This window comes from Geodermatophilus sp. SYSU D00965 (assembly GCF_054050075.1).
In genome coordinates this window covers 1-25445 of the sequence record NZ_JBJGYQ010000012.1, presented here as the reverse complement: position 1 = coordinate 25445, position 25445 = coordinate 1, and the positions used below count along the sequence as shown (strand labels likewise).

The 25445-nt window shown below is 75.8% G+C and carries 22 protein-coding genes; 9 read left to right on the top strand and 13 right to left on the bottom strand.

Annotated features, from left to right (window positions below; translation table 11 throughout):
- Positions 1 to 38: 38 nt before the first annotated feature.
- The 6 genes from ACI789_RS12885 to ACI789_RS12860 all read right to left on the bottom strand — a co-directional run bounded on the left by ACI789_RS12885 (position 39) and on the right by ACI789_RS12860 (position 6820).
- Positions 39 to 1253, bottom strand: coding sequence for an aldose epimerase family protein (locus tag ACI789_RS12885; RefSeq protein ID WP_457009553.1), 1215 nt, complete (start codon positions 1251 to 1253; stop codon positions 39 to 41).
- Positions 1254 to 1562: 309 nt separating this feature from the next.
- Positions 1563 to 3452, bottom strand: coding sequence for a translational GTPase TypA (gene typA, locus ACI789_RS12880; RefSeq protein ID WP_457009551.1), 1890 nt, complete (start codon positions 3450 to 3452; stop codon positions 1563 to 1565).
- A gap of 166 nt (positions 3453 to 3618) precedes the next feature.
- The gene (locus tag ACI789_RS12875; RefSeq protein WP_456919839.1) at positions 3619 to 3951 is read right to left on the bottom strand and encodes a hypothetical protein; all 333 of its coding nucleotides are present in this window, start codon (positions 3949 to 3951) and stop codon (positions 3619 to 3621) included.
- A gap of 41 nt (positions 3952 to 3992) precedes the next feature.
- Positions 3993 to 5309 (bottom strand): DUF4232 domain-containing protein, encoded by a 1317-nt coding sequence (locus ACI789_RS12870; RefSeq protein WP_457009549.1) that lies wholly within the window; start codon positions 5307 to 5309, stop codon positions 3993 to 3995.
- Positions 5310 to 5370: 61 nt separating this feature from the next.
- Complete coding sequence (locus ACI789_RS12865) at positions 5371 to 6060, bottom strand: DsbA family protein (protein WP_457009547.1); 690 nt, start codon at positions 6058 to 6060, stop codon at positions 5371 to 5373.
- Positions 6061 to 6259: 199 nt separating this feature from the next.
- Positions 6260 to 6820, bottom strand: coding sequence for a YceI family protein (locus ACI789_RS12860; protein WP_457009545.1), 561 nt, complete (start codon positions 6818 to 6820; stop codon positions 6260 to 6262).
- A gap of 90 nt (positions 6821 to 6910) precedes the next feature.
- Here ACI789_RS12860 and ACI789_RS12855 point away from each other — a divergent pair, with 90 nt between their 5' ends.
- From ACI789_RS12855 to ACI789_RS12835, 5 genes are all read left to right on the top strand, one after another.
- Positions 6911 to 7378, top strand: a complete 468-nt coding sequence (locus ACI789_RS12855) for a MarR family winged helix-turn-helix transcriptional regulator (RefSeq protein WP_457009543.1) — start codon at positions 6911 to 6913, stop codon at positions 7376 to 7378.
- A gap of 186 nt (positions 7379 to 7564) precedes the next feature.
- Complete coding sequence (locus tag ACI789_RS12850) at positions 7565 to 8752, top strand: sensor histidine kinase (RefSeq protein ID WP_457009541.1); 1188 nt, start codon at positions 7565 to 7567, stop codon at positions 8750 to 8752.
- Positions 8749 to 9441, top strand: coding sequence for a response regulator (locus tag ACI789_RS12845; protein WP_457009539.1), 693 nt, complete (start codon positions 8749 to 8751; stop codon positions 9439 to 9441). The genes ACI789_RS12850 and ACI789_RS12845 overlap by 4 nt, the downstream gene beginning before the upstream one ends.
- Before the next feature lie 199 nt (positions 9442 to 9640).
- Positions 9641 to 10414: an ABC transporter ATP-binding protein gene (locus tag ACI789_RS12840; RefSeq protein ID WP_456919830.1), complete on the top strand. Its 774-nt coding sequence runs from the start codon at positions 9641 to 9643 to the stop codon at positions 10412 to 10414.
- A 10-nt stretch (positions 10415 to 10424) separates the two neighbouring features.
- On the top strand, positions 10425 to 12866 hold the full coding sequence (locus tag ACI789_RS12835; protein WP_457009536.1) for an FtsX-like permease family protein: 2442 nt from the start codon (positions 10425 to 10427) through the stop codon (positions 12864 to 12866).
- Positions 12867 to 12914: 48 nt separating this feature from the next.
- On the opposite strand, the gene ACI789_RS12830 is transcribed toward ACI789_RS12835, so the two are convergent.
- From ACI789_RS12830 to ACI789_RS12805, 6 genes are all read right to left on the bottom strand, one after another.
- Positions 12915 to 15008, bottom strand: a complete 2094-nt coding sequence (locus ACI789_RS12830; RefSeq protein ID WP_457009534.1) for a xanthine dehydrogenase family protein molybdopterin-binding subunit — start codon at positions 15006 to 15008, stop codon at positions 12915 to 12917.
- Positions 15005 to 16000, bottom strand: a complete 996-nt coding sequence (locus ACI789_RS12825) for an FAD binding domain-containing protein (RefSeq protein ID WP_457009532.1) — start codon at positions 15998 to 16000, stop codon at positions 15005 to 15007. The genes ACI789_RS12830 and ACI789_RS12825 overlap by 4 nt, the downstream gene beginning before the upstream one ends.
- Complete coding sequence (locus tag ACI789_RS12820; RefSeq protein WP_457009530.1) at positions 15997 to 16521, bottom strand: 2Fe-2S iron-sulfur cluster-binding protein; 525 nt, start codon at positions 16519 to 16521, stop codon at positions 15997 to 15999. Before ACI789_RS12820 ends, ACI789_RS12825 begins: the two co-directional genes overlap by 4 nt.
- 84 nt (positions 16522 to 16605) lie before the next feature.
- Positions 16606 to 17490 carry an enoyl-CoA hydratase-related protein gene (locus ACI789_RS12815; RefSeq protein WP_457009528.1) on the bottom strand — a complete coding sequence of 295 codons (885 nt, stop codon included), beginning with the start codon at positions 17488 to 17490 and terminating at the stop codon, positions 16606 to 16608.
- Complete coding sequence (locus tag ACI789_RS12810; protein ID WP_457009526.1) at positions 17487 to 18476, bottom strand: acyl-CoA dehydrogenase family protein; 990 nt, start codon at positions 18474 to 18476, stop codon at positions 17487 to 17489. The genes ACI789_RS12815 and ACI789_RS12810 overlap by 4 nt, the downstream gene beginning before the upstream one ends.
- A gap of 5 nt (positions 18477 to 18481) precedes the next feature.
- Positions 18482 to 19693: an acyl-CoA dehydrogenase family protein gene (locus ACI789_RS12805; RefSeq protein WP_457009524.1), complete on the bottom strand. Its 1212-nt coding sequence runs from the start codon at positions 19691 to 19693 to the stop codon at positions 18482 to 18484.
- Positions 19694 to 19800: 107 nt separating this feature from the next.
- On the opposite strand from ACI789_RS12805, the gene ACI789_RS12800 reads away from it, so the two are divergent.
- Both ACI789_RS12800 and ACI789_RS12795 read left to right on the top strand, forming a co-directional pair.
- Complete coding sequence (locus tag ACI789_RS12800; RefSeq protein ID WP_457009522.1) at positions 19801 to 20436, top strand: TetR/AcrR family transcriptional regulator; 636 nt, start codon at positions 19801 to 19803, stop codon at positions 20434 to 20436.
- Positions 20437 to 20491: 55 nt separating this feature from the next.
- The gene (locus tag ACI789_RS12795) at positions 20492 to 22045 is read left to right on the top strand and encodes a long-chain-fatty-acid--CoA ligase (protein WP_457009520.1); all 1554 of its coding nucleotides are present in this window, start codon (positions 20492 to 20494) and stop codon (positions 22043 to 22045) included.
- A gap of 60 nt (positions 22046 to 22105) precedes the next feature.
- Here ACI789_RS12795 and ACI789_RS12790 read toward each other — a convergent pair whose 3' ends face one another.
- Entirely contained in the window at positions 22106 to 22957 is an 852-nt protein-coding gene (locus ACI789_RS12790; protein ID WP_457009518.1) for a patatin-like phospholipase family protein, read from the bottom strand.
- A gap of 82 nt (positions 22958 to 23039) precedes the next feature.
- On the opposite strand from ACI789_RS12790, the gene ACI789_RS12785 reads away from it, so the two are divergent.
- Both ACI789_RS12785 and ACI789_RS12780 read left to right on the top strand, forming a co-directional pair.
- Complete coding sequence (locus ACI789_RS12785; protein WP_457009516.1) at positions 23040 to 24785, top strand: class I adenylate-forming enzyme family protein; 1746 nt, start codon at positions 23040 to 23042, stop codon at positions 24783 to 24785.
- A 78-nt stretch (positions 24786 to 24863) separates the two neighbouring features.
- A complete protein-coding gene (locus ACI789_RS12780) occupies positions 24864 to 25334 on the top strand; it encodes a VOC family protein (RefSeq protein WP_457009514.1) in 471 nt (156 codons plus the stop codon).
- Positions 25335 to 25445 lie beyond the last annotated feature (111 nt).

Here is a 25445-nt window from a genome sequence, read left to right as displayed (position 1 = left end):
GGTCACGGGGTGATCACGACGGTCGTCGGCGGCCCGTCTCAGCTGGTCAGGGCGAAGACGGTGGTGCTGTCGTAGACCTCGCCGGGGCGCAGCTCGGTGGACGGGAAGTCCGGCTGGTTGGGCGAGTCGGGGAAGTGCTGGGTCTCCAGGGCCAGCCCGTCGCCCTGCCGGTAGACCGAGCCGCCGGTGCCGACCAGCGTGCCGTCGAGGAAGTTGCCCGAGTAGAACTGGATGCCCGGCTCGGTGGTGGAGATGGTGAGGGTGCGGCCGCTGTCCGGGTCGCGCAGCACCGCCGCCTCCTCGAGCGGGTCCTCGCTGTCGGAGCCCTCGCGGGCCCCGTCGTCCTCGCGGTCCAGCGCCCAGTTGTGGTCGTAGCCCTGGCCGAAGAGCAGCTGCTGGTCGTCCTCGCGGATGCGCGAGCCGATCGCGGTGGGCTCGCGGAAGTCGAACGGGGTGCCCTCGACGGACGCGATCTCGCCGGTGGGGATGAGCGTCTCGTCGACCGGCGTGTACCCGCTCGCGTCGAGCTGCAGCTCGTGGTCGTAGATGCTCCCGGACCCCTCGCCGGCGAGGTTCCAGTAGGTGTGCTGGGTCAGGTTGACCACGGTCGGCGCATCGGTGGTGGCCTCGTAGTGGACCGTCAGCTGCCACTCGGCGTCCAGGCTGTAGGTGACCGTCGCGGTCAGCGTGCCGGGGAAGCCCTGGTCGCCGTCCTCGCTGACCAGCTCGAGCTGCAGCGCGGCGACCTCGTCGTCGCCCACGTCGGTGGCCTCCCAGACGCGGTCGTCGAAGCCGTCGGGACCGCCGTGCAGCGTGTTCGGCCCGTCGTTCTGCGGCAGCTGGTGGACCGTGCCGTCGAGGGTGAAGGTGCCGCCGGCGATGCGGTTGCCGTAGCGGCCGATGAGGGAGCCGAAGTAGGGGTCGGTGTCCTCGACGTAGCCGGCCAGGTCCGGGAAGCCGAGGACGACGTTCTCGACCTCGCCGTCGGCGTCCGGGACCTCCAGCGACTGGATCACGCCGCCCCAGGTGAGCACGCGCAGCGTCACGTCCCCGTTGGCCAGGGTCCAGCGCTCGACCTGGGTGCCGTCGGGGGCGGTGCCGAAGGGCTCGACGGTCGTGGTCGGGCCCTGCGCGGCGGCGGGGCTGGCGAACGCGGTGACGAGCAGGCCGGCACCGGCCGCGGCGACCAGCGGCCAGCGGAGGCGTCCCCGGGAGGTCGCGGCGGGTGGGAGGGGGGTCGGGCGTCCGGTCATGGAGGACTCCGTTGTCCGTGCGGTCCACCGGCGTCGTCGCACGGTGGCGGGGCACGTCGGGACGGGGAACGGACGGGATCGGGCCCCGACGAGCGGTCCTGGGACGACTCGGAACCGTAGGGACGCAGCCGGAGGAGTGTCAAAGACGCCGACGGCCGAGTGGGCGGTCGCCACCGTCAGGGACGGCGTGTCGCGCACGCGTCGCGACGACGACAGCTCACTCGGCCGTCAACCCGCCCGCGCTGTGTGCACACAGCGCGGACGGCACCGCACGGGAGGCGCGGTGTGTGCACACAGCGCCCCCCGGCCTCAGACCTTCGGCTTGCGGTTGCGGGCCTTGCCCCGCTCGCTCTGGTCGAGGATCACCTTGCGCACGCGGATCGCGGCCGGGGTGACCTCCACGCACTCGTCCTCGGCACAGAACTCCAGCGCCTGCTCGAGGTTCAGGATCCGCGGCGGGATGAGCCGCTCGAGCTCCTCAGCGGTCGAGGACCGCATGTTGGTGAGCTTCTTCTCCTTGGTGATGTTGACGTCCATGTCGTCGGGGCGGGAGTTCTCGCCGACGATCATGCCCTCGTACACCTCGGTGCCCGGGGCGACCATCATCGAGCCGCGCTCCTGCAGCGAGAACATCGCGTACGACGTCGCCACGCCCTGCCGGTCGGCGACCAGCGAGCCGGTCGGGCGGGCGCGCATGTCGCCCATCCACGGCTCGTAGCCCTCGAGGTTGTGGTTGAGGACGCCGGTGCCGCGGGTCTCGGTGAGGAACTCGGTGCGGAACCCGATCAGGCCCCGCGACGGCACGATGTACTCCATCCGCGCCCAGCCGGTGTCGTGGTGGACGAGGTTCTCCATGCGGCCGCGGCGGGTGGCCAGCGCCTGGGTCAGCGTGCCGACGTAGTCGCCCGGGGTGTCGATGGTGACCCGCTCGACCGGCTCGTGCAGCTTGCCGTCGATCTCCTTGGTGACGACGGTCGGCCGCCCGACGGTCAGCTCGAACTCCTCGCGGCGCAGCTGCTCGACGAGGATCGCCAGGGCCAGCTCGCCCCGGCCCTGCATCTCCCAGGTGTCGGGGCGCTCGGTGGGCAGCATGCGCACCGACACGTTGCCGACCAGCTCCTGGTCGAGCCGGTTCTTGATCAGCCGGGCGGTGAGCTTCTTGCCCGACTTGCCGGAGATCGGCGAGGTGTTGATGCCGATGGTGATCGAGATCGACGGCTCGTCGACGGTCAGCGGCGGCAGCGGGCGCGGGTCGTTGGGGTCGGCGAGGGTGTCGCCGATCATGATCTCCTCGATGCCCGCGATGGCGACCAGGTCGCCGGGGCCGGCGCTGTCGGCCGGGGTCCGGGTGAGCCCCTCGGTGACGAGCAGCTCGGTGATCTTGACGTTCTTGACCGTGCCGTCGGTGCGGCACCAGGCGACCTGCTGGCCGCGCTTCATCTCACCGGAGTGGATGCGCAGCAGCGCCAGCCGGCCCAGGAACGGCGAGGCGTCGAGGTTGGTGACCTGCGCGCGCAGCGGCTCCTCGGCGTCGTAGGTGGGCGCCGGGATGGTCTCCAGCAGGGTCTTCACCAGCGGACCGAGGTCCGGGCTGTCGGGACTGGTGCCGTCGGCCGGCCGGGTGAGCGAGGCCTGCCCGGTCTTGCCGTTCGAGTAGACGATCGGGAACTCGAGCGCGTCGGTGTCCAGGCCGTTGTCCTCGAGCAGCTCCATGAACAGCTCGTAGGTCTCGTCGACGACCTCGGCGATGCGGGCGTCGGAGCGGTCGGTCTTGTTCACCACGAGGATGACCGGCATCCCCTTGCCGAGCGCCTTGCGGAGCACGAACCGGGTCTGCGGCAGCGGCCCCTCGGAGGAGTCGACGAGCAGGACGACGCCGTCGACCATCGACAGGCCGCGCTCGACCTCACCGCCGAAGTCGGCGTGGCCGGGGGTGTCGACGATGTTGACCGTCACCGGGTTGCCGTTCTCGTCGGCCAGCCGGATGGCGGTGTTCTTGGCGAGGATGGTGATACCGCGCTCACGCTCGAGGTCCATCGAGTCCATGACGCGGTCCTGCGTGGAGTCGTTGTCCGTCCCCTCGCCCTTGGCGCGCCCGAGGGCGCCCGCCTGGCGGAGGAGGGCGTCGACCAGGGTCGTCTTGCCGTGGTCGACGTGGGCGATGATCGCCACGTTGCGCAGGTCGTCGCGGGTGGGCATGCGGAACGGCACCTCGGGGGAGTTCGGGGATCCGCGGCAGTCGGCGCTCGCGGCATCTCGGGTAACGGCCGCCGGCCCGGCGACCTTCCCACTCTAGAAGGACCAGCCTCCTCCCCACGCCTCGCGGGCTCGGCGCGGGCCCCTGGAGGGTGGCCGTTCCAGCAGCTCAGGCTCGATCGGCCAGCGCGAACGTCACCCCTGCGGCGGCGATCGTGACCAATCCCACGGCCAGCCAGGCCGCCATCCCCACGCCGAGCGCCAGGACGTGGGCGAGCACGAAGGCGCCGACGTAGAGGGCGCCCAGCCCGAGCGCGACCGCCCAGCCGCGCCGCTGCACCCACAGCCACGCCGCCCCCAGGCCGCCGAGCGCGAACAGGGCGCCCCCGAGCGCGCGCACGCCGGTGCCCTGGGCGACGCCGAAGCCGGCGGCGAGCCCGAGCGCGACCAGGAGGGCGGACGGGAAGCGGGTGCGGGCACGGGTCAGCGTGGACGTCGACATGCCGACCAGTCTCCCCCTCGCCGCGGTCCGGTCCGCGCCGGTCAGTTCCAGGGCGGCGCCCACGGGGCGATGCCCCACGCGCCGCCGTCGGCGATGTCGAACGGGACCTGCGGCGCGCCACCGACGATGCCCGCCTCGACCGCCGGGGAGCCCGCGTCGAGGGCCACGGTGACCGACTGCGGGGTCTGCGCGTCGGCCCAGCCGGCGTACGTCCGCCAGGTCAGCAGCGACAGCGCCGTCCCGCCGGGGGCGATGCCGACCCGCTCGACGGGCGCCGGCCCGCCGGTCGGGCTCCGGCCGGGCTCGACGGTGAGGGCGAGCGGCCGGCCGCCCTGCAGCAGCGTCACCACGGGCACGCCCTCCACCCAGCACGGGGCGTCGCCGGTGTTGCGCGCCTGCACGCTCGCCGCCCGGGCCCCCATCGCGGCGTCGAATCCGACGACGGCGAGGTCGAGGTCGCCGACCGCGCACGGCACGTCGGCCGCCACGCGCGGCGGAGGCGGGGTGGTCACCGGCGGCGGGAGCGGGACGGGTGATGCCGGTGGGGCGGTCGGCGCCGGCGCCGTGAGGGCGGGCTCCTCGGGCAGCGGCGGGCCGAGCGCGACGAGCGCCGGGACCCCGGTCCGCACCAGCGCCTGGACGCCGCCGAGGAGGACGAACGCGGCCACCCCGAACACGGCGAGGGCGACGGCGGCGTGCCGCGGTGACCCGCCGCGCCCGGCCTCGCCGGTCAGCCGAGCGACGGCGGTCCCCAGGCCGAGCAGGGCGCCGTCGGCCAGGAGGAGGAGCCACCAGTCGCCGGACCCCGCCCACCCGGCACCGACCGCGAGGGCGACCAGGAACGTGGCCGCACCGCTGACCGCCAGCCCGGTGAGCCAGGCCCGGCGCGGCGACGTCCCGGGCGGGCCCAGGCGCAGGCCGAGCCCGGCGAGCACCTCGGCCTGGACCAGCCACAGGACGGCGAGCGCCGCCGGCACGGCGTGTGCCCCGGCGAACAGGGCCACGAGCAGGGGCAGCTCCAGCAGCAGGCCGACCGCGCTGCCCGCCGCGGCGACGACCACCGCGTGCACCAGGGGCGGTCGACCGCGCGCCGGCGGGCCGACGGCGACCGGCGGGCGGCGCAGGGCGACCAGGACGACGCCGACCGCGAGCACCACCGCCCCGGCGCCCACCGCCCACCACAGGGCGGTCAGCCCGGCCTCGACGTCGGCCGGCCTGCACTCCCCCGACCGCAGGCAGGCGACCTCCGGCTCGAGCCAGCCCGGCCGGTAGCGGGCCGACCGCAGCCCCGCCCATGCCATGAGCACGAGGCCGGCGAGCAGGGTGGGCCAGGCCGCGGCGCGCAGCACCCTGGACATCCCTCCCCCTCCCGGACCCGTCGGATGCTGCCGCACCGGCCGGGACGCGGGTGGGACCCCGTCAGCCGCGCGCGGCGGCCTCGACCGCGGCGCTGATGCCGGCCGGGGTGAGCCGGGAGTTCGCGACCGGCGTGCCGTCGACCAGCACGGTCGGTGTGGCGGCGACCCCGGCACGGCCGGCCGCGTCGGTCACCTGCCGCGTCCAGTCCGCGAACGCGCGGTCGCGGATGCCCTCCTCGACCGCCTGGCCCGACGCCCCGGCCTGCGCGGCGAGGTCGACCAGCCGGTCGTCGGTCAGGCCGGCACCGCCCTCGGGCGGCTGGGCGGTGAAGAGCAGGTCGGAGAACCGGACGAAGGCCTCGACGCCGGCCCGGTCGAGCACCACGCTGGCTGCGTCGAGCGCCCGGGTGGAGTAGTCGGTCGTCGACGCCCGGTCCAGGAAGGCGATCGGGTGGTGGACGAGCCGGACCGTGCCGTCCTGCACCAGCCGGTCGAGGGTGGCGCCGTTCGTCGCCTCGAAGGAGGCACAGACCGGGCACTGGAAGTCCTCGTACACGTCCACGGTCACCGGCGCGGAGGCCGCCCCGACGGCGATGCCGGTGCCGTCGTCGACCGTGCCGGCGGGGACGGCCGCGTTCGCCGGGGCCGACGTCCGAGCCTCCTGGACGACGACCACGACGACCAGCGCGACCGCGACCAGCACCGCGGCGACCGCGCCGCCGAGGACCGCCCGTCGCCGGTCAGCGGACACCGGACGCCTCCGGGACGGATGCCGGCCGGCTGCCGAGGACGAGCCGGCCGGAGGTGGCCGGCCACGGGGGCAGGGACCTTCCCACGGGGCCAGCGTCGGCCGCGCGCCTGGCAGCGTGCTGTCGATCGGCTGGGAGGACCCGGAACGCCACGGAGGCCCCGGGCGACTGCCCGGGGCCTCCGTCTGCGGTACGAGTCGCTCACGCGGCGCGGAGCACGGCCTCGATCTCGAGCTCGACGTTGATCTTGTCGCCGACCACGACGCCGCCGCCGTCCATGGGCATGTCGATGTCGACGCCGAACTCCTTGCGGGAGATCTCGGTCTTGGCCGAGAAGCCGGCGCGGGTGCCGCCGTAGGCGTCGGGGCCGAAGCCGTTGAGCTCGAGCTCGAGCTCCACGGGCTTGGTGATGCCCTTGATGGTCAGGTCACCGAGGACGGTCCAGTCGGCACCGTCGGTGCGGACCGCGGTGGAGCGGAAGGTCATCTCGGTGTGGTTGCCCACGTCGAAGAAGTCGGCGGAGCGGATGTGCGCGTCGCGCTGCTCCTGCCGGGTGTCGATGGAGTCCATGTTGATCCGCGCGGTGACGGTGGACTGCGTCGGGTCCTCGGCGGTGACGATCTCGCCCGAGAAGTCGCGGAAGTAGCCGCGGACCTTGCTGACCATCATGTGGCGGACGGAGAAGCCCACCGTCGAGTGGGTGGGGTCGATGTCCCACGTGCCGACGACGTAGCCGGGGATCTGGGTGGCGGTGCTGGTCATGGGAGTCTCCTGAGGTGATTGAGCGCTTGACCTTCTGCCGGAGCCTAGCGTAGTTGAAGGCTCATCTATTCCGCCAGTACCCTGATCGACATGACCGCGCACGGGGAGCCCCGCTGGCTCGACGCCGAGGAGCAGCGGGCCTGGCGGGCCTGGCTGTACAGCTCGCTGCTCCTGCAGGACCGGCTCGACCGCGAGCTCACCCGCCAGACCGGCATCTCCCACGCCTACTACGAGATCCTCGTCGCGCTGTCGGAGGCCGAGGGCCGGCGGCTGCGGATGAGCGAGCTCGCCGACCGCTGCCTGTCCTCCCGCAGCCGGCTCTCGCACGCGGTGGCGCGGCTGGAGGAGCGCGGCTGGGTGCGCCGGCAGGTCTGCGCGGAGGACGGCCGCGGCCAGCTGGCGGTCCTCACCGACGAGGGGTTCGCCGCCCTGGAGGCCGCCGCGCGGGTGCACGTCGAGGGAGTGCGCACGCACCTGTTCGACCAGCTCACCCCCGAGCAGGTCGAGCACATGCGCGACCTGGGTGAGACGCTGCTGCGCCACCTCGACGCCCGCTGAGCCCACCCCCGGCTCGTCGCGACGTCGTCCCTGCGACCGCTCAGCCGCCGACCGCCGCGTAGTCCGGCACCGCGACCGCGCGCGTCGGGAACCGTCAGCGGAACCGCGGCCTCACCCCGGGGTCGGACGCGCGGGTCATCCCGGGGGTGGACGACGCCGTCGGGGCCGCTGCCTAGGGTCGTCGCGATGGACGGCCGCCCTCCGCTCGAACGCCTCGAGACGTGGCTGCGCGCCCACCCCTCCGCCGTGGACGCCGGCATCGCCGGGCTCGTCTGGTTCCTGACGGTCCTCCTGCCCTACGGCTCGTACTGGCCGGCCGAGGCCACGGCGTTCGTCGTCGGGACGGCCCTGACCGTCCCCCTGGCCTGGCGGCGCCGGCGGCCGGTCCGCGCAGCCGCGGTCGTCGTGGCCGCGGGCCTGCTCGAGCTCGTCGTCGTCGAGCAGTTCCTCGCGGCCAACGTCGCGGCGCTGGTCATGGTCTACGCGCTCGCCGCGTACGCCCCGCGCTGGGCCGGCCGGGCCGGTCTGGTGGTCGGCCTCCTGGGCGCGGTGCTGGCCGCGCTGCGGTACTTCTCGGGCGGGGCGAGCGACTCGCTGCTGCCGACGGCCGGGTCCATCGGGGTCGCCGTCGTGGCGGCCTGGGCGCTGGGCGACCTGCGCCGGGCGCGGGGCCTGCGGCTGGCCCAGCTGGAGGAGCGGGCCCGGCTGCTCGAGCTCGAGCGCCAGCAGGAGATGCGGCTGGCCGCCACCGCCGAGCGGGCCCGCATCGCCCGCGAGATGCACGACGTCGTGGCGCACTCCCTCTCGGTGGTCATCGCCCAGGCCGACGGCGGCCGCTACGCCGGCAGGGCCGACCCCGCCGCCGCGACCGACGCGCTCGAGGCGATCGCCACCACCGGCCGCCAGGCGCTCGCCGACATGCGCGGGTTGCTGGGCGTGCTGCGGGAGGAGGACCGGGAGCAGTACGCCCCGCAGCCCGACGTCGCCGCGATCCCCGGCCTGGTCGAGGACGTCCGGTCCAGCGGCCTGGACGTCGACCTGCTGGTGGAGGGCACCCCGCGCGAGCTGCCCGCCGGCCCGCAGCTGGCCGCCTACCGGATCGTGCAGGAGTCGCTGACCAACGTGCTCAAGCACGCCGGCCCCGCCGGCCGGGCGTGGGTGCGGCTGCACTGGCGGCCCGACGCGCTGGAGCTGTCGGTCCTCGACGACGGCCGGGGCGCCTCGGCCGCCATGGTCGAGCCCGACGGGGCCGGCCAGGGGTTGCTCGGGATGTCCGAGCGGGCGCGGCTGCACGGCGGCCGGGTGGACGCCGGCCCGCGCCCCGGCGGCGGTTTCGGGGTGCACGCGGTGCTGCCCTACCCTGCCCGCCGATGACTGGTCAGATCCGCGTCGTCCTCGTCGACGACCAGCAGATGGTCCGCGCGGGGTTCCGGATGGTGATCGACTCCCAGCCCGACCTCACCGTGGTCGGCGAGGCGGGCACCGGCGCCGACGCGGTGGCGCTGCTCGCGCGGACCCCGGCAGACGTCGTCCTCATGGACGTCCGGATGCCGGCGATGGACGGGATCGAGGCCACCCGGCAGGTCAGCGCGCTGCCCGAGCCGCCGCGGGTCGTCGTCCTGACCACGTTCGACCTCGACGAGTACGTGGTCGCCGCGATCGGCGCCGGGGCCAGCGGCTTCCTGCTCAAGGACGCCCCGCCGGAGGAGATGCTCGCCGCCGTGCGGACGGTGCACGCCGGGGACTCGGTGATCGCCGCCAGCTCCACCCGGCGACTGCTCCAGCACGTGGCACCGCTGCTGCGCGGGAGCGCGCCGCGACCGGCCGGGGGCCCCGACGAGCTGGCCGAGCTCACCCCCCGCGAGCGCGAGGTCCTGGAGCAGATGGCCTACGGGGCGACCAACACCGAGATCGCGGCGCACTTCGTGGTCAGCGAGGCGACGGTGAAGACCCACGTCGGGCGGGTGCTGGCCAAGACCGGCTCGCGCGACCGCGTCCAGGCCGTCGTCCTGGCCTATCGCACCGGCCTGGTCCGGCCCGCCGACCTGCTGCGCGACGCCTAGGCGCGGCGGTCCCCGCGGGGACCGCCCCGCCCTCGGCGTCGGTTTCCGCGGGGACCGGCGGAGAGGGGTGCGACCGCGGGATGACGGCGGGTCGGACCGAGGGCGGACGGCGAGATCAGCCCGCGCTCCGACGCGGCGGGACGCCTCCGCCCGGCAGCGTGATCACCGTTCCTGATCACGCCCTGTCGGAGGTGCCCACGTGTCCGCTCCCGTCCCCGTCCTGACCGTCCCCGGCGAGCCGCCGTCCTCGGCCGCCGCCGTGCGCGCCCGCGGGCTGACGAAGGTCCACGGCAGCGGCGAGACCGCCGTGCACGCGCTGGCCGGGGTGGACGTCGACTTCGACCGCGGCGCCTTCACCGCGATCATGGGGCCGTCCGGGTCGGGCAAGTCGACGCTGATGCACTGCCTGGCCGGGCTGGACACCGCCACCAGCGGTCAGGTGTGGGTCGGCGACACCGAGCTGACCGGACTGCCCGACGACCGGCTCACCCGGCTGCGGCGGGAGCGGATCGGCTTCGTGTTCCAGTCGTTCAACCTGCTGCCGGTGCTCGACGCCCGGGAGAACATCGTGCTGCCGCTGCAGCTGGCCGGCCGGCGTCCCGACCCCGCCTGGTTCGACGCCGTCGTCGCCAGGCTCGGGCTGCGCGAGCGGCTGCGCCACCGGCCGGCGGAGCTCTCCGGCGGCCAGCAGCAGCGGGTCGCCGTCGCCCGCGCACTGCTCCCCCGCCCCGACGTCGTCTTCGCCGACGAGCCCACCGGCAACCTCGACTCCCGCGCCGGCGCGGAGGTGCTCGACCTGCTGCGCAGCAGCGTCCGCGAGACCGGCCAGACCGTCGTGATGGTCACCCACGACCCGATCGCGGCGTCCTACGCCGACCGGGTGGTGCTGCTCGCCGACGGCCGGCTGGCCGGTGAGGTCCAGCGGCCGACCGCCGACTCCGTCGTCTCCGCGCTCCGCGGTCTGGGGGCCTGACGTGCGCTCGGTGACCCTCGCGTCGGTCCGCGCGCACGCCGCGCGGCTGGTCGCCTGCTGCGTGGCGATCGTGCTGGCCGTCGCCTTCGTCGTGGCGACGCTGGTGCTCAACGAGACGACCCGGTCCACGGTGCTCACCGCGGCCGGCGCCCGGTACGTCGGCAGCGACGTCGTCGTCACCTCCGACGACGGCGGGTCGCTGGCCGGGGACGTCGCGGCGCTGACCGCGCTGCCCGGCGTGCAGGCCGTGGCCCCCGAGTGGGAGACGTCGGTGCAGGCGGTCGTCCCCGGCCGGGCGGGCGCGCAGTACGTCGTGGTCGGCGCCGTCGCCGACGACCCCGCGCTGCGCTGGCAGCGGCTGTCGGCCGGCTCGCTGCCCGACCGGGACGGCGAGGTGGCGGTCAGCGAGCGGGTCGGCGCCGCGGTCGGCGACGTGCTCCAGGTGGACGGCGGCACCGGGATCGCCGCGCCCGTCACCGTCAGCGGCGTCGTCGACCTCGGCGGGGACCCCGAGGCGGGGCTCTACGGCCGCGCCTGGACCACCCCGGCGCAGGCGCGGGCGTGGGGCGCGGTCGACCCGACCGAGTTGCGCGTCGCCGGCTGGCCGCGCACCGACGAGACCGCGCTGGCCGCCGACGTCCGCGGCGCCCTCGACGGGCGGGGTGTGACCGTCCGCACCGGCACCGAGCAGGCCGAGGAACGCGCGGGCAGCATGCTCGGCAACGCCCTGGCGCTGACGGCGGTGCTGCTGGTCTTCGGCACGGTCGCCGTGGTCGTCGCGGGGCTGGTCATCGCCAACACCTTCGCCGTGCTGCTCGCCCAGCGGACCCGTGACCTGGCGCTGCTGCGCTGCGTCGGCGCGACCGCCCGCCAGGTGCGGCGCAGCGTGCTCGGCGAGGCGGCGCTGACCGGGCTGGCCGCCTCCGCGCTCGGCGTCGGCGCCGGCATCGGGCTGGCCGCCGCCGTCTCGGCGCTGGCCGGGGGCGTGGAGTCCCCGGTGCCGCTGTCGGGGGTGTCGGTGCCCTGGCTCGCCGTCGTCGCGGGGTTCGCGGTCGGCACCCTCACCACGCTGCTCGCCGCGCTCGCCCCCGCCCGCGGGGCCACCCGGGTGGCGCCGCTGGCCGCGCTGCGGCCGGTCGACCCCGCCCCGCTGCGCTCGCGCCCCGGGGTGCTGCGGCTGGTCCTCGGCCTGCTGCTGCTCCTCCCCGGCGCCGCGCTGCTGGCGCTGGGCGTGGCGGTGGCCAGCGTGTTCGTCGCGCTGCCCGGCGGGGTGCTGAGCTTCCTCGGCGTCGTGCTGCTGGCGCAGCGGGGGGTCCCGCCGGTGGTGCGCGCCGCCGGGAGCCTGGTCTCCCGCGCCGGTGTGCCGGCGCGGCTCGCCGCCGGCAACGCCACCCGCAACCCGCGGCGGACGGCGGCGACGGCCACCGCGCTGCTCATCGGCGTCACGCTGACCACGGCGATGGTCGTGGGCACCGCGTCGACCCGGGCCACCGCGGCCGCGGGCCTGGCCGCGGCCTACCCCGCCGACGTGGTCGTGGAGGGGCTCGCCGGAGAGCTGCCGGGGTCGCTGCTCGCCCGGCTGGAGGGCGTCGACGGCGTCGCCCGCGGAACGGCGCTGCCGGCCGCCGACCTCACCGGGCCCGACGGGCAGCCGTGGACGGTCTACGGGGTGGACGAGGCGACGGCGGTCCCGGTGCTGCGGTCCACCGCCGACACCCCGCTGCCCGACGCCGGCGAGGTGCTGGTCCCCGAGTGGCTGGCCGACTCCTGGGCGGTCACCGACGGCTCCCCGGTCGCCCTCTCCGGCGCCGGCGGGTCGCAGACGCTGCGCGCCCAGGTCGTCGACGGCGACGCCCCGCCCCTGGTGCTCGCCGCCGACCTGGCCCGGCTCGCCCCGGACGCCGCGGTCAGCCAGGTGTGGCTGCGGCTGGCCGACGGCGGCGACCAGACCGCGGTCGTCGACGCGGTGACCGACACCGTCGGGACGGCGACCACCGACGCGCAGGTGACCGGCCTGGTGAGCCTCCGCGAGCAGATGGACGACGTGCTCGACGTGCTGCTGCTCGTCGTCACCGGGCTGCTCGGGGTGGCCGTGGTGATCGCGCTGATCGGGGTCGGCAACACCCTGGCGCTGTCGGTGGTGGAACGCCGCCAGGAGAACGGCCTGCTGCGGGCGCTGGGACTGACCCGCCGCCAGCTGCGTGCGCTGCTCGCCTGGGAGGCGGTGCTCGTCTCCGGCGTGGCCGCGGTGCTGGGCGTCGTCCTCGGCGGGGTCTACGGGGTCACCGGGACGGCGTCGGTGCTCGGCATGGCCGGGGAGGTGGTCGTCGACGTCCCGTGGCTGCAGGTCGCCGCGATCGTCGCCGTCGCCACGGTCGCCGGGCTGCTCGCCTCGGTGCTGCCGGCCCGCCGCGCCGTCCGCACCTCCCCCGTCGCCGCCATCGCGAGCTGAGCCCGAGTGGAGTGGGAGGGCGCGGAGGACGCGTCCCTCCCACTCCGCTCAGGGCCGGAAGAACTTGTCGGGGGTGATCGGCAGGTCGCGGATGCGCTTGCCGGTGGCGTGCCAGTAGCCGTTGGCGACGGCGGCCGCGGCCCCGGTGATGCCGATCTCGCCGATGCCCTTGAGCCCCAGCTCGTTGACCAGCGGGTCCTCCTCCTCGAGCCAGGAGATGTCGATCTCGCCGACGTCGGCGTTGGTGGCGATGTGGTACTCGGCCAGGTCGTGGTTGGCGTAGTGGCCGAACTCCTCGTCCTGCACCGACTCCTCGTGCAGCGCCATCGACAGGCCCATGCAGAAGCCGCCGAGGAACTGGGAGCGCGCGGTCTTGGCGTTCACGATCGTCCCGGCGGCGTACACGCTGGTCGCCCGCGGCACCCGCACCTCGCCGGTGTCGGCGTCGACCCGCACCTCGACGAAGTGCGCGCCGAAGGAGTGCATCGAGTACCGCTCGGCGTGCGGTGAGGGACCGTCGACGCCGCCGTCGACGGTCACGCCGTCCGGGGGCAGCTGGCCGCCGAAGCCCGCCAGCCGCCGGCGCACCTCCCGCGCGGTCAGCACGATCGCCGAGCCCCACGAGGCCAGCCCGGTCGAGCCGCCCGCCCCGCCGGCGAAGGGCAGCCGGCTGTCGCCGATGCGCAGCTCGACGTCGCCCATGCCGACCCCCAGCGCGTCGGCGGCGATCTGCGACAGCGCCGTCCACGCGCCGGTGCCGATGTCGGAGCCGTCGATCTCGACGGTGTAGCGCCCCCGCCCGTCGACCGAGATGCGGCAGTCGGCCTTGCGCCGCCGGGCGGGGTAGGTGGCGGCGGCGACGCCGGTGCCGACCAGCCAGCGGCCGTCGGTGCGGACGCCGGGCCGCGGGTCCCGCCCGGCCCAGCCGAACCGCTCGGCGCCGGTGCGCAGGCAGGGCACCAGGGACCGGGAGGACCACGGGATCCCCCGCTCGGGGTCCTCGGCGGGCTCGTTGCGGACGCGCAGCTCCACCGGGTCGACGCCGGCGGCGTGGGCCAGCTCGTCCATCGCCGACTCCAGGGCGAACATGCCCGGGGTCTCCCCCGGCGCGCGCATGATCGTCGGAGGCGGGACGTCGAGCCGGGCCAGCCGGTGCGTCGTCCGCCGGTTCGGGGCGGCGTACATGACCCGCGTGCAGGTCGCGGTCTGCTCGGCGAACTCGCTGATCCGCGCGGTGTGCTCGACGACCTCGTGGCTGACCGCGGTGAGCCGGCCGTCGCGGTCGGCGCCCAGCCGGAGCCGCTGGATGGTGGGCGTCCGGTGGCCGACCAGGCTGAACATCTGCTGCCGCGTGAGCTCGAGGACGACGGTGCGCCCCACCACCCGGGCGGCCATCGCGGCCAGGATCTGGTGCGGGTGGGTGAACGCCTTCGAGCCGAACGCGCCGCCGACGTAGGGCGAGACCACCCGCGCCCGGCCCTCCTCCAGGCCGAAGGCGGCGACGAGGTCCTTGACGATGGTGTGCGGCCCCTGGTTGGCGTCCCACAGCGTCAGGCTGTCGCCGTCCCACCGGGCCATCGAGGTGTGCATCTCGATGGGGTTGTTGTGCTGGGTCGGCGTCTCGTACGTGGCGTCGACGACGACCGGCGCCGCGGCCAGCGCGCCGTCGACGTCGCCGATCACCGAGTCGGTCTCGTAGCCGGCCATCACCTGCGGCGGCGCGTAGAGGTCGGGCCGCTCGGTCGACAGCCGCACGTCGGGCGGCTCGGCCGCGTAGTCGACCGCCACGTGCCCGACCGCAGCCCGCGCGATCTCGGAGGCCTCCGCGACGACCGCCGCCACCACCTGGCCCTGGTAGTGGACGTCCAGGGACTGCAGCACCGGCAGGTCGGAGGGCAGGTCCCCGGACAGCCGCGGCGCGTTGGCCGGGGTGAGCACGGCGAGCACGCCCGGCAGGGCCTCCGCGCGGGTGGGGTCCAGCCGGGTGATCCGGCCGCGGTTGACGGTGCTCTGCACCAGCGCGAGGTGCGCGATCGGCTCGCCCGGGTCGTGCTCGAAGGCGTAGGGCGCGGTGCCACGTACCTTCGCCGGGCCGTCGATGCGGTCGATGCCCGCGCCGATCACGCGGTCGAGGGTGGTCACGCGGTCGCTCCCGTCAGCTCGAGCAGGGTGCGGACGACGACGTTGCGGGCCAGCGGCACCTTGAAGCCGTTGTCCCGCAGCGGGGTGGCCGCGGCGAGCTCGGCGCCGGCGGCCGCGGCGAACGCCTCCTCGGTGGCCGGCTGCCCGCGCAGCACCTCCTCGGCGGCGGTGGCCCGCCACGGTCTGTGCGCGACCCCGCCGAGGGCCAGCCGCACGTCGGCGACCACGCCGTCCTCGACCCGCAGCGCCGCGGCGACGCTGACCAGCGCGAAGGCGAACGACGCCCGGTCGCGGACCTTCCGGTAGCGCGACGGCATGCCCAGCGGCGGCAGGTCGACGGCGGTGATCAGCTCCCCGTGCCGCAGCGTGGTGTCGCGGGACGCGTCGTCCCCGGGCAGCCGGTGCAGCTCGCCGATCGGGACGCTGCGTTCGCCGTCGGGGCCGAGCACCTGCACGACCGCGTCGAGGGCGGCCATCGCGACGGCCATGTCCGACGGCTGGGTGGCCACGCAGGTGCCGGGCCCCTCCAGGGTCTGCCCGAGGATCGCGTGGTTGCGGTGCAGCCCGCGCAGCGCGCCGCAGCCGGCGCCCGGCTCGCGCTTGTTGCACGGCTTGGTGACGTCGGTGAAGTAGCCGCAGCGGGTGCGCTGCAGCAGGTTGCCCGCGGTGGTGGCGCGGTTGCGCAGCTGCCCGGAGGCGGCGGCGAGCAGCGCCTGGGCCAGCACCGGGTAGCGCTCGCGGGCCCGGCGGTCGGCGGCGAGGTCGGCGTTGGGCACGCCGGCGCCGATCCGCAGGCCCCCGTCGGGGAGGTCGGTCACCTCGCGCGAGGTGAGGGTGCGGACGTCGACCAGCACGTCGGGTGTGGCGACGCCGAGCTTCATCAGGTCGACGAGGTTGGTGCCCCCGCCGAGGAACGCTCCGCCCGGCTCGGCGGCCAGCAGCGCGACCGCGGCGGCGGGGTCGGTGCCGCGCTCGTAGCGGAACTCCCTCACCGGCGCACCCCGCTCGCCGCCGCCACCTCGGCCACCGCCGGGACGATGTTCGCGTAGGCGGCGCAGCGGCACAGGTTGCCGCTCATCCGCTCGCGGATCTCGGCGTCGGTGAGCTCGACGTCGTCCGCGGTGAGGTCGGCGGTCACCGCGCTGGGCCAGCCGGCCCGGGCCTCCTCGATCACTCCGGCGGCCGAGCAGACCTGGCCGGGGGTGCAGTACCCGCACTGGTAGGCGTCGCGCTCGACGAAGGACCGGTGCAGCGGGTGCGGCTCGCGGTCGGCGGCCAGCCCGTTCGACGTCCGGACCTCGGCGTCGTCGACGGTGACGGCCAGCACCAGGCAGCTGTTGACCCGGCGGCCGTCGAGCAGCACGGTGCACGCGCCGCACTGGCCGTGGTCGCAGCCCTTCTTCGGGCTGGTGTTGCGCAGCCGCTCGCGCAGTGCGTCGAGCAGGGTGGTGCGGGTGTCGACGCGCAGCGGGTGCGCCGCGCCGTCGACCCGCAGCGTGATCTCGGTGTCCACGCCGCGCTCCTGCCCGAGCAACCGGTGTGGACAAACGGGGTACCGGAGTGCCTCGGCGCGGGTTCCCTGCGCTCTCGCACTCCGCTACGGCGTCACGTCCTCGGGCGGCTGCGGCCACCGGGGGACGCCGGCCACCGCTCCCTCCCCCAGGCGCGCGGTGAACCGCGGCGGCCGCTTCTCCAGGAACGAGGCGACCCCCTCGGCGGCGTCCGGCCCGGCCCCGAGCTCGACCAGCGCCCGGGACTCGGCCCGGTGGGCGTCCCACGGCGAGGGCACGCCGAGCATCGACCACAGCAGCTGCCGGGCCGCCCCGACCGCCACCCCGGAGGTGTTGTCGGCGATCTCCCGGGCCAGCGCCAGGGCGGTGGGCAGCAGGTCGGCGTCGGGCACCACGCGGGAGACCAGCCGGCCGCGCAGCGCCTCCGCGGCGTCGAAGACCCGGCCGGTGGCCACCCACTCCACCGCCTGGCTGATGCCGACCACCCGCGGGAGGAACCACGACGAGGCGGCCTCGGGCACGATGCCGCGGCGCGGGAAGACGAAGCCGAAGCGCGCCGACTCCGCGGCGATCCGGACGTCCATCGGCAGGGTCAGCGTCGCGCCGACGCCGACCGCCGGGCCGTTCACCGCGGCGACCACCGGCTTGCGCAGCGCCGCGAAGGGCAGCGACGCGATCCCGCCCCAGTCCCGCGGGACGCCGTCCACCGTGCCGCGGGGCACCGGGTCGGGGCGCGCGGCGCGGTCGGAGAACGTGCCCTCCCCGCCGCCCAGGTCGGCGCCGGCGCAGAACGCCCGCCCCGCGCCGGTCACGACGACCACCCGGACGGCGTCGTCGGCGTCGGCGGCCGCGGCCGCGGCGGCCAGCTCGGTGGCCATGACCGCGGTGAAGGCGTTCCGCCGGTCGGGCCGGTCGAGGGTGATCGTGGCGACCCCGTCGGCGACCGCGTACCGCAGCTGGGTCGGTGTCATCCGAGCGCGCCGGCCACGGCGAGGCGGGCGACGGCGTCGAGGTGCTCGGCGGCGTCCCCCAGCAGCAGCCGGTCGACCTTGGCCCGCCGCCAGTACAGGTGGGCGTCGTGCTCCCAGGTGAATCCGATGCCGCCGTGCACCTGGATGCAGGTCTCGGCGGCCTGTTCCAGCACCTCGGCCGCCTGCGCCTTGGCGGCCGACGCGGCCAGCGGCAGCTCGTCGGGCGCGGCGTCGGCGGCCCACGCCGCCCACCACACCAGCGAGCGCAGCTGGTCCACGCCGACCCAGGCGTCGACCAGCATGTGCTTGACCGCCTGGTAGGAGCCGATCCGCCGGCCGAACGCCTCCCGTTGCTGGGCGTACCCCACGGCCATCCGCACGGCGGCGTCGGCGGCACCGAGGTCCTCGGCGGCGAGCACGACCGTGGCCACCTGGCGGGCGCGGGCCCACAGGCCGGCGGCGTCGTCGGCCAGCACCCGCCGGGAGGTCAGCCGCACCGAGGCCAGCCCGCGGGTGGCGTCGAGCGGCGTGCCCGGCGTGGCCACTCCCTCGCCGACCACCAGCGCGCCGTCGTCCAGAGCGAGGAACAGCGTCGCCCCGGCCGCGTCGATCGACGGCGCCGAGCCGGTTCCCGGCCCGTCGAGGACGGCGAACCGCGCCGACCCGTCGGCCAGTCGCGCGGCGAGGTCGGGGGCCTCACCCAGCAGCACCGCGGCACGGGCGGCGGTGACCAGCGACGGCCCGGCCAGCACCGCGCCGCCCTGCTCGGCGACGACGGCGAGGTCGAGCAGCGACCCGCCGGCACCGCCCGCCGACTCCGGGACCGTGATGCCGAGGAAGCCGATGTCGGCCAGCGCCTCGTGGCCGGGCGCTACCGCGCCGCCCTCCAGCGCGGCCCGGGCGGCGGCCACCGACGCCGTGCCGCGGAAGAAGTCGCGGGCGCCGGCGGCGGCGTCGCGCTGGTCGGGGCCGAGGTCGAAGTCCACCGGTGTCACCTCGCCATCGGCCGGGCCTTGTCGGTGCGCGGTTCGGGCGGGAGGCCGAGCACCCGCTCGCCGAGGACGTTGCGCAGCACCTGGTCGGTGCCGCCGGCGATGGCCAGCCCCGGGAGGTACCCCTGGCTGCGCTGCCAGGTGTCGTCGCCGTCGGCGGTCGCGGCGTAGACCGCGTCGTCGCCGAGCAGCCGGACGCCGGCGTCGGCCACCAGCTTCGCCGCGGCGGTGCCGGCGAGCTTGCCCGCGCTCGCCTCCGGCCCGGGGACGCCGCCCTTGCTCAGCACGGTGAACCGGCGGTAGCCGGTGTAGCGGGTGGCCAGCGACGCCACGACGGCCCGGCCCACCGCCTGGCGGGCCAGCACCTGCCGCTCAGGGTCCAGCCGCGGCAGCCGCTCGCGGGCGTGCGCGACCAGGGTCTCCACCGGGACGCCGAGGTCGCTGCCGGCCCCGCCGATGGCGACGCGCTCGTTCATCAGCGTGGTCAGCGCGACCCGCCAGCCCTCGCCCGGTTCGCCGAGCCGCTCGGCGTCGGGGATGCGCACGTCGTCGAAGAAGACCTCGTTGAACCCGGCCGAGCCGACCATCTGCCGCAGCGGCCGCACCGTCACCCCGGGCGCGTGGACGTCGACCACGAACATGGTCAGGCCGGCGTGCTTGGGCCGGTCCGGGTGGGTGCGGGCGAGCAGGATGCCGAGGTCGGCGACGTGCGCCAGCGTCGTCCAGACCTTCTGGCCGTTGACCACCCAGTCGTCGCCGTCGCGCACGGCGGTGGTGCGCAGGGCGGCCAGGTCGGACCCCGACCCCGGCTCGCTGAACAGCTGGCACCACACGTCGTCGGCGCGCAGCAGCCGGGTCAGGTACCGCCGCTTCTGGTCCTCGCTGCCGTGCGCGATCACCGTCGGCCCGCACATGCCCAGCCCGATGTGGTTGATCAACGTGGGCACCCGGGCGCGGGCCAGTTCCTGCTGCACGATCGCCTGCTGCACCAGCGTGCCGCCCTGCCCGCCGTACTCGCGCGGCCAGGGGATCCCGACCAGGCCGGCCTCGGCGAGCACCCGCTGGGTCCGGCGCAGCGCGGCCTCGTGCGTGCGCGCGTCCACCGCCTCCTCCCCCGCGCCGACGTGCAGCAGTTCGCCCGCGTGCTCCTGCAGGGTGGTGCGGACGCCGGCCCGGAAGGCCGCCTCGTCCGGGGTGTCGTCGAAGTCCACGGGCGGCGCCTTCCCTCGTCGGTGCGGACGGCGGCAGCGTGGCAGCGGTCCCCCGGAACGGTCAACGGTGACTGTTCGGCGTGGTCCCCCGGCCCTACGCTCGCGCGGTGACCGCCGACCCCGCCGCGCCGCCCGGCCCGCGTTCCCGCTCCGCGCGGACCGCCGGCAGCCGGGCGCTCATCCTCGACGCGGCCGTGGCCTGCCTGGTCGAGGAGGGGTACGCCGGCGCCTCGACCCTGGCCGTGCAGGCGCGGGCGGGGGTGTCCCGCGGGCGGCTGCTGCACCACTTCCCCAACCGGGCCGAGCTGCTGGTCGCCGCCGCCGAGCACCTGTCGACCACGCTGCTGGCCGCCGTCCGCGAGCGGGCCGCGGCGCTGATGGCCGACCAGCCGGCCGGCCCCGAGCGGGTCGACCGCGCCATCGACCTGATGTGGGCGACGTTCCAGGAGCCGCCGTTCCGGGCCGCGACCGAGCTGTGGACGGCGGCGCGCACCGACCCCGAGCTGCGGGCGGCGCTGCGGGCCGAGGAGCGGCGCCTCCGGGCGGCCATCCGCGCGGTGGCCGACGAGATCTGGGGGCCGGAGATCGCCGCGGCCCCGCTGTACGCCGAGACCTGCGAGCTGCTGTTCACCAGCATGCGCGGGGTCGCGGTCGTCTACGCCTTCGAGGACCGCCCCGCCGCGACCGACCCGCACGTGGCGCTGTGGAAGCGGCTCGCCGAGCGGATGCTCTTCGGCGGTTGACCCCGGCGCAGGCCGCCGTGAGCATGACGCGGGTCCCACTCTGCGAGGAGGGCCCGTGAGCGTCGAGATCCCCCGGCTGCAGGGCCGCGGCATGACCGCGAGCGACCAGCTGGCCCGCTGGGCCCGGCGGACGCCGGACGCCGTCGCGCTCCGGTTCGAGGGCACCGGCCGCAGCTACGCCGACCTCGACCAGCGGGTGACCCGGCTGGCCCGCGCGCTGGCCGAGTGCGGCGTGGGCACCGGCGACCGGGTGGCCGTGCTCGGGCTCAACTCGCTCGAGGTGTGGGAGTCCTACCTGGCCGGGGTGCGGCTGGGCGCGATCGTCGTCCCGGTCAACTTCCGGCTGGTCGCCGACGAGGTGGCCTACGTGCTGGCCGACAGCGGCGCGGTCGCCCTCGTGGTCGACCCCGCCCTCGCGGAGGTGGCGGCCAAGGCCCGGGAGCAGGTGCCCGGCGTCCGCACCGTGCTGACCGTCGGCGCCGAGTACGAGGCGGCCCTGGCCGCGGCCGGCAGCGAGCCGCTCGACGTCGAGATCGACGAGACCGCCCCCGCCTTCGTCATGTACACCTCCGGCACGACCGGCCGGCCCAAGGGCGCGGTGCTGACCCACCGCAACCTGCTCGTGCACGCGTTCAGCCAGGTCACCCACCTCGGCGTCGACCCCGCCGACCGGGTCGCGGTCCCCGGCGCGCCGCTGTTCCACATCGCCGGGCTGGCCGGGGGCCTGCCGCCGCTGCTGCTCGGCGGCACGCACGTCATCCTGCGGTCGGGCGGGTTCGACCCGGTGGCCACGCTCGACCTCATCGAGCGGGAGCGGGTCACGAACATCTTCCTGGTGCCCGCGATGTGGGCGGCGGTGGTCGCCGTCCCGGACATCGCCTCCCGCGACCTGTCCTCGCTCCGGCGCATCTCGTGGGGCGCGGCGCCCGCGTCGACGGCGCTGCTGCGCACCATGATCGACACGTTCCCGCAGGCGGAGGTGATCACCGCGTTCGGGCAGACCGAGTGCAGCCCGGTCACCTGCTTCCTCCGCGGCGAGGACGCCGTCCGCAAGATCGGCTCGATCGGCACGCCGATGCTCAACGTCGAGGTCCGCATCGTGGACGACGCGATGGACGACGTCCCGCAGGGCGAGGTCGGCGAGATCGTCTACCGCAGCCCCATGGTGATGGAGGAGTACTGGGGGAAACCGGAAGCGACCGCGGAGGCCTTCGCGGGCGGCTGGTTCCACTCCGGCGACCTCGTGCGGCAGGACGAGGACGGCTACCTCTACGTCGTCGACCGCAAGAAGGACATGATCATCACCGGCGGCGAGAACGTGTACTGCGCCGAGGTCGAGAACGTGCTGGCCGCCCACCCGAAGGTCGCCGAGGTGGCGCTGATCGGCGTCCCCGACACCCGCTACGGGGAGGCGCCGCTGGCCGTCGTCGCCCCGCGGGACCCGGCCGACCCGCCGACGCCTGCGGAGCTGTCCGCCTGGTGCCGGGAGCGGCTGGCTCGCTACAAGAACCCGCGGGAGTACTCGCTGGTCGGCGCGCTGCCGCGCAACCCCAGCGGCAAGGTGCTCAAGACCCGGCTGCGCGAGGAGCACTCCGCCGGCGCCCTCTAGAAGGACCCCCTGCCCCCCGTCGCTCGCGAGCTCGCGCCGGGACCCTGCAGGGGGCCGCGCTCAGCCGTGCCAGACCTCGGCGACCTGCAGGGCCACGCCCGCGGCCTGGGCGCGGCCGGCCCGCGCCGACCCGGCCCGCGCGGCCGGGTCGAGGACGTTGCGGCCGATCGCCCGCCGGCTGGCCTCGTCCGGGGAGACGACGGCGACGCGGGCGACCATCCCGGTGACCTGCGCGTCGACGCTGGCCATCGGCCCCACGCCGCGCGGGATGGGCGCGAGGACGACGACCCGGTCGTAGCCCTCGGCGAGGTCGGCGTTGGCGGCCGACCGCATCCCGCCGTCGACGTAGCGGCGGCCGTCGATGGTCACCGGCGGGTAGACGCCGGGCACGGCGCAACTGGCCGCGACCGCGAGCAGCAGCGGCACGCCGGAGTCGCGGGTGAAGGTGCGGAACTCGCCGGTCTCCGCGTCGACGGCGGTGGTCGTCAGCGCCCGGTCGGGCCACTCGGTGCTCACCAGCCGCGAGCCGATGACGTCGAGCCGCTCCTGCTCGGGCGGCGTTAGGCCCGCCCGCTCCGCGGCGAGCGCCAATGCACCGACCCGACGGCGGAACGCGACGTCGTCCCGCCGGCTGCGCAGTATCGCCCAGCCGTAGCGGGCCAGCGCCGCGCGGGTCATGCGCGCGACCTTCTCGCCGGTCGGCGGCTCGAGCTGGCGGGCGAACAGCGCCTCGAGGTCCGCGCCGCTGGTGACCTGCGCGCCGACCACCGACCCGGCGGACGTGCCGACCACGAGGTCGGCACCGGTGAGGTCGGCGCCCGCCTCGGCCAGGCCGGCGAGGACGCCGATCTCCCAGGCGATGCCGGTGATGCCGCCGCCGCCGAGGACGAGGGCCGTGCGCTGGTCGCTCATCGGTCCATCCTCACCCACGGTGGGCTCTCGACACGGGTTGTGACGTGCGCCACGCTGGGGACCCCGCCGAGGAAGGACCCGCATGACCGCACCGCAGGCCCCCCTGAGCACGTCGGCGCGCAGCTGGCCGCCGGGCCTGCCCCGCTCGCTGGACTACCCGGCGGTGCCGGTCGGCTCCGTCCTGCGGGCGGCCGCCCGTCGCTGGGGCGACCGGGTCGCGTTCGTCGACTCCGACGTCGAGCTGACCTTCACCGAGCTCGCGCGGCGGGCGCACGCGGTGGCGAACTGGCTGGCCGACTCGGGGGTCGGCCGCGGGGACGTCGTCGCGGTGCACCTGCCGAACTGCCGGCAGTACCCGGCCGTCTACTACGGCGTCCTGCTCGCCGGGGCCACCTTCTCCCCCACCAACCCGCTGCTGCCGGCCGCCGACCTCGCCGCCCAGCTGGCCGACGCCGGCGCCCGCGTCCTGGTCACCTGGGACCAGGTCCTGCCCCTCGTGCGGACGGCGCTGGCCGGCACCGCCGTCGGGACGGTCGTCGTCACCGGCCCCGCGCACACCACCGACCTGGCCGCGCGCCTCGACGGCCTCGCGCCCGGCGAGGTCGACCTGGCCGACCTGCTCGCCGCCGACCCGGCCGACCGGCACCTCGACGCGGACCTCGACGTCGCCACCGACCTGGCCCACCTGGCCTACACCGGCGGCACCACCGGGGTCAGCAAGGGCGTCGAGCTGCCGCACCGCGCCGTGGTCACCAACGTGCTCCAGTCGGGCTGCTGGACGTCGGGGTCGCTGCCGGAGCTCGACGGGGCCGGGGACGTGACGCTGCGCCAGGTGCTCGGCCCGGACGAGGTCCCCACCCGGCTCGGCGAGGGCCGGATCATCAACCTCACCCCGTGGTTCCACGCCATGGGCGCGATCGGCTACCTCAACGGCCTGGTCATGGCCGGGACGACGACGGTGGTCCACCGGCGCTTCGACCCGGCGCGGTACGTCGAGGACGCCGTCCGGTACCGGGTGACGTCGATCGGCGGTGCACCCCCGGTGTTCGTCGCGCTGCTGCAGGTGCCCGGGGTCGCCGACGCCGACCTCTCCTCGGTGCGCGGGGTCTCCAGCGGCGCCGCGCCCCTCCCGGTGCCGCTCATCGAGAAGCTGCGTGCGCTGCTGCCCGACGCCGTCATCGGCGAGGGCTACGGGCTCACCGAGGTGACCATGCAGGCCACCGGCAACCCGTCGTTCCGCTCGGGCACCCGCAAGGCCGGCACCGTCGGCGTACCGGTCTTCGACACCGAGCTGACCATCCGGCCGCTGGGTGGGGGCGACCCGCTGCCGCCCGGCGAGCGCGGCGAGGTCTGCATCCGCGGCCCGCAGGTGATGCGCGGGTACGCGCACCGGCCCGAGGCCACCGCCGAGGCGATCGACGCCGACGGCTGGTTCCACACCGGCGACGTGGGGGTGCTCGACGAGGACGGCTACCTGTCGATCGTCGACCGCACCAAGGACATGCTGCTCTACAAGGGCTACAACGTCTTCCCGCGCGAGCTGGAGGAGGTCCTGTTCGGCGTGCCCGGCGTGGCCGGCGCCGCGGTGGTCGGCCGCCCCGACGAGCAGGCCGGGGAGCTGCCGGTGGCCTACGTCGTCCGCCGGGACGACGCCGCCGGCGCGGCGCTCACGCCCGAGTCGGTCATGGCCGCGGTCAACGGCCGGGTGACGCCCTACAAGCGGCTGCGCGACGTCGTCTTCATCGACGCGATCCCGGTGTCGGCGGCGGGCAAGGTGCTCAAGCGCGAGCTGGCCGCCCGGGAGCGCGCCGCGGTCACCGGCGGCTGACGACACCACCGATGAGTTCCGCCGGCCGTGCCGGTCCACCAGGACGTACGCCGTCGAGCCACCGAGTGGAGATCCAGCATGACCAGTTCCGCACACCCCGGCCGCATGCTCTTCGTGAACATGCCCGTCGCGGACCTCCAGCGCAGCAAGGCGTTCTTCGCGCAGCTCGGGTTCGGCTTCAACCCGGCGTTCACCGACGCGACCGCCGCGTGCATGCTGGTCGGCGAGCACGCCTTCGTCATGCTGCTCAGCCGGGAGAAGTTCGCGGAGTTCGCCAAGCTCCCGATCGCCGATCCCACCACCCACACCTCGGCGCTGTACTCCTTCAGCGTGTCGTCCCGCGACGAGGTCGATGCGGTCAGCGCCGCTGCGCTCGCCGCAGGCGGCTCCGAGGCGGATGGCGCCGAGGACCACGGCTTCATGTACTCACGCAGCTTCTTCGACCTCGACGGCCACGGCTGGCAGGTCATGTGGATGGACCCGGCGGCGGTGGAGCGGGGCCCCGAGGCGTCCGCGGCCTCGATGCAGGACGCCGACGCCCCGGCCTGACCCACCACTCCGTCCCGCGCGTGCGCCGTCGGGGGGGGGGGGGGGGGGGCCGCGGGCGGCCCCCGCCCGGGGGGGGGGGGGGGGGGGGGGGGGGGGGGGGGGGGCCGGCGC

Bases quoted from the DNA above. Each gene is read 5' to 3' on its own strand.
- ACI789_RS12885 (WP_457009553.1), bottom strand. From the start codon at position 1,253: ATGACCGGACGCCCGACCCCCCTCCCACCCGCCGCGACCTCCCGGGGA.
- typA (WP_457009551.1), bottom strand. From the start codon at position 3,452: ATGCCCACCCGCGACGACCTGCGCAACGTGGCGATCATCGCCCACGTC.
- ACI789_RS12875 (WP_456919839.1), bottom strand. From the start codon at position 3,951: ATGTCGACGTCCACGCTGACCCGTGCCCGCACCCGCTTCCCGTCCGCC.
- ACI789_RS12870 (WP_457009549.1), bottom strand. From the start codon at position 5,309: ATGTCCAGGGTGCTGCGCGCCGCGGCCTGGCCCACCCTGCTCGCCGGC.
- ACI789_RS12860 (WP_457009545.1), bottom strand. From the start codon at position 6,820: ATGACCAGCACCGCCACCCAGATCCCCGGCTACGTCGTCGGCACGTGG.
- ACI789_RS12855 (WP_457009543.1), top strand. From the start codon at position 6,911: ATGACCGCGCACGGGGAGCCCCGCTGGCTCGACGCCGAGGAGCAGCGG.
- ACI789_RS12850 (WP_457009541.1), top strand. From the start codon at position 7,565: ATGGACGGCCGCCCTCCGCTCGAACGCCTCGAGACGTGGCTGCGCGCC.
- ACI789_RS12845 (WP_457009539.1), top strand. From the start codon at position 8,749: ATGACTGGTCAGATCCGCGTCGTCCTCGTCGACGACCAGCAGATGGTC.
- ACI789_RS12815 (WP_457009528.1), bottom strand. From the start codon at position 17,490: ATGACACCGACCCAGCTGCGGTACGCGGTCGCCGACGGGGTCGCCACG.
- ACI789_RS12790 (WP_457009518.1), bottom strand. From the start codon at position 22,957: ATGAGCGACCAGCGCACGGCCCTCGTCCTCGGCGGCGGCGGCATCACC.
- ACI789_RS12785 (WP_457009516.1), top strand. From the start codon at position 23,040: ATGACCGCACCGCAGGCCCCCCTGAGCACGTCGGCGCGCAGCTGGCCG.
- ACI789_RS12780 (WP_457009514.1), top strand. From the start codon at position 24,864: ATGACCAGTTCCGCACACCCCGGCCGCATGCTCTTCGTGAACATGCCC.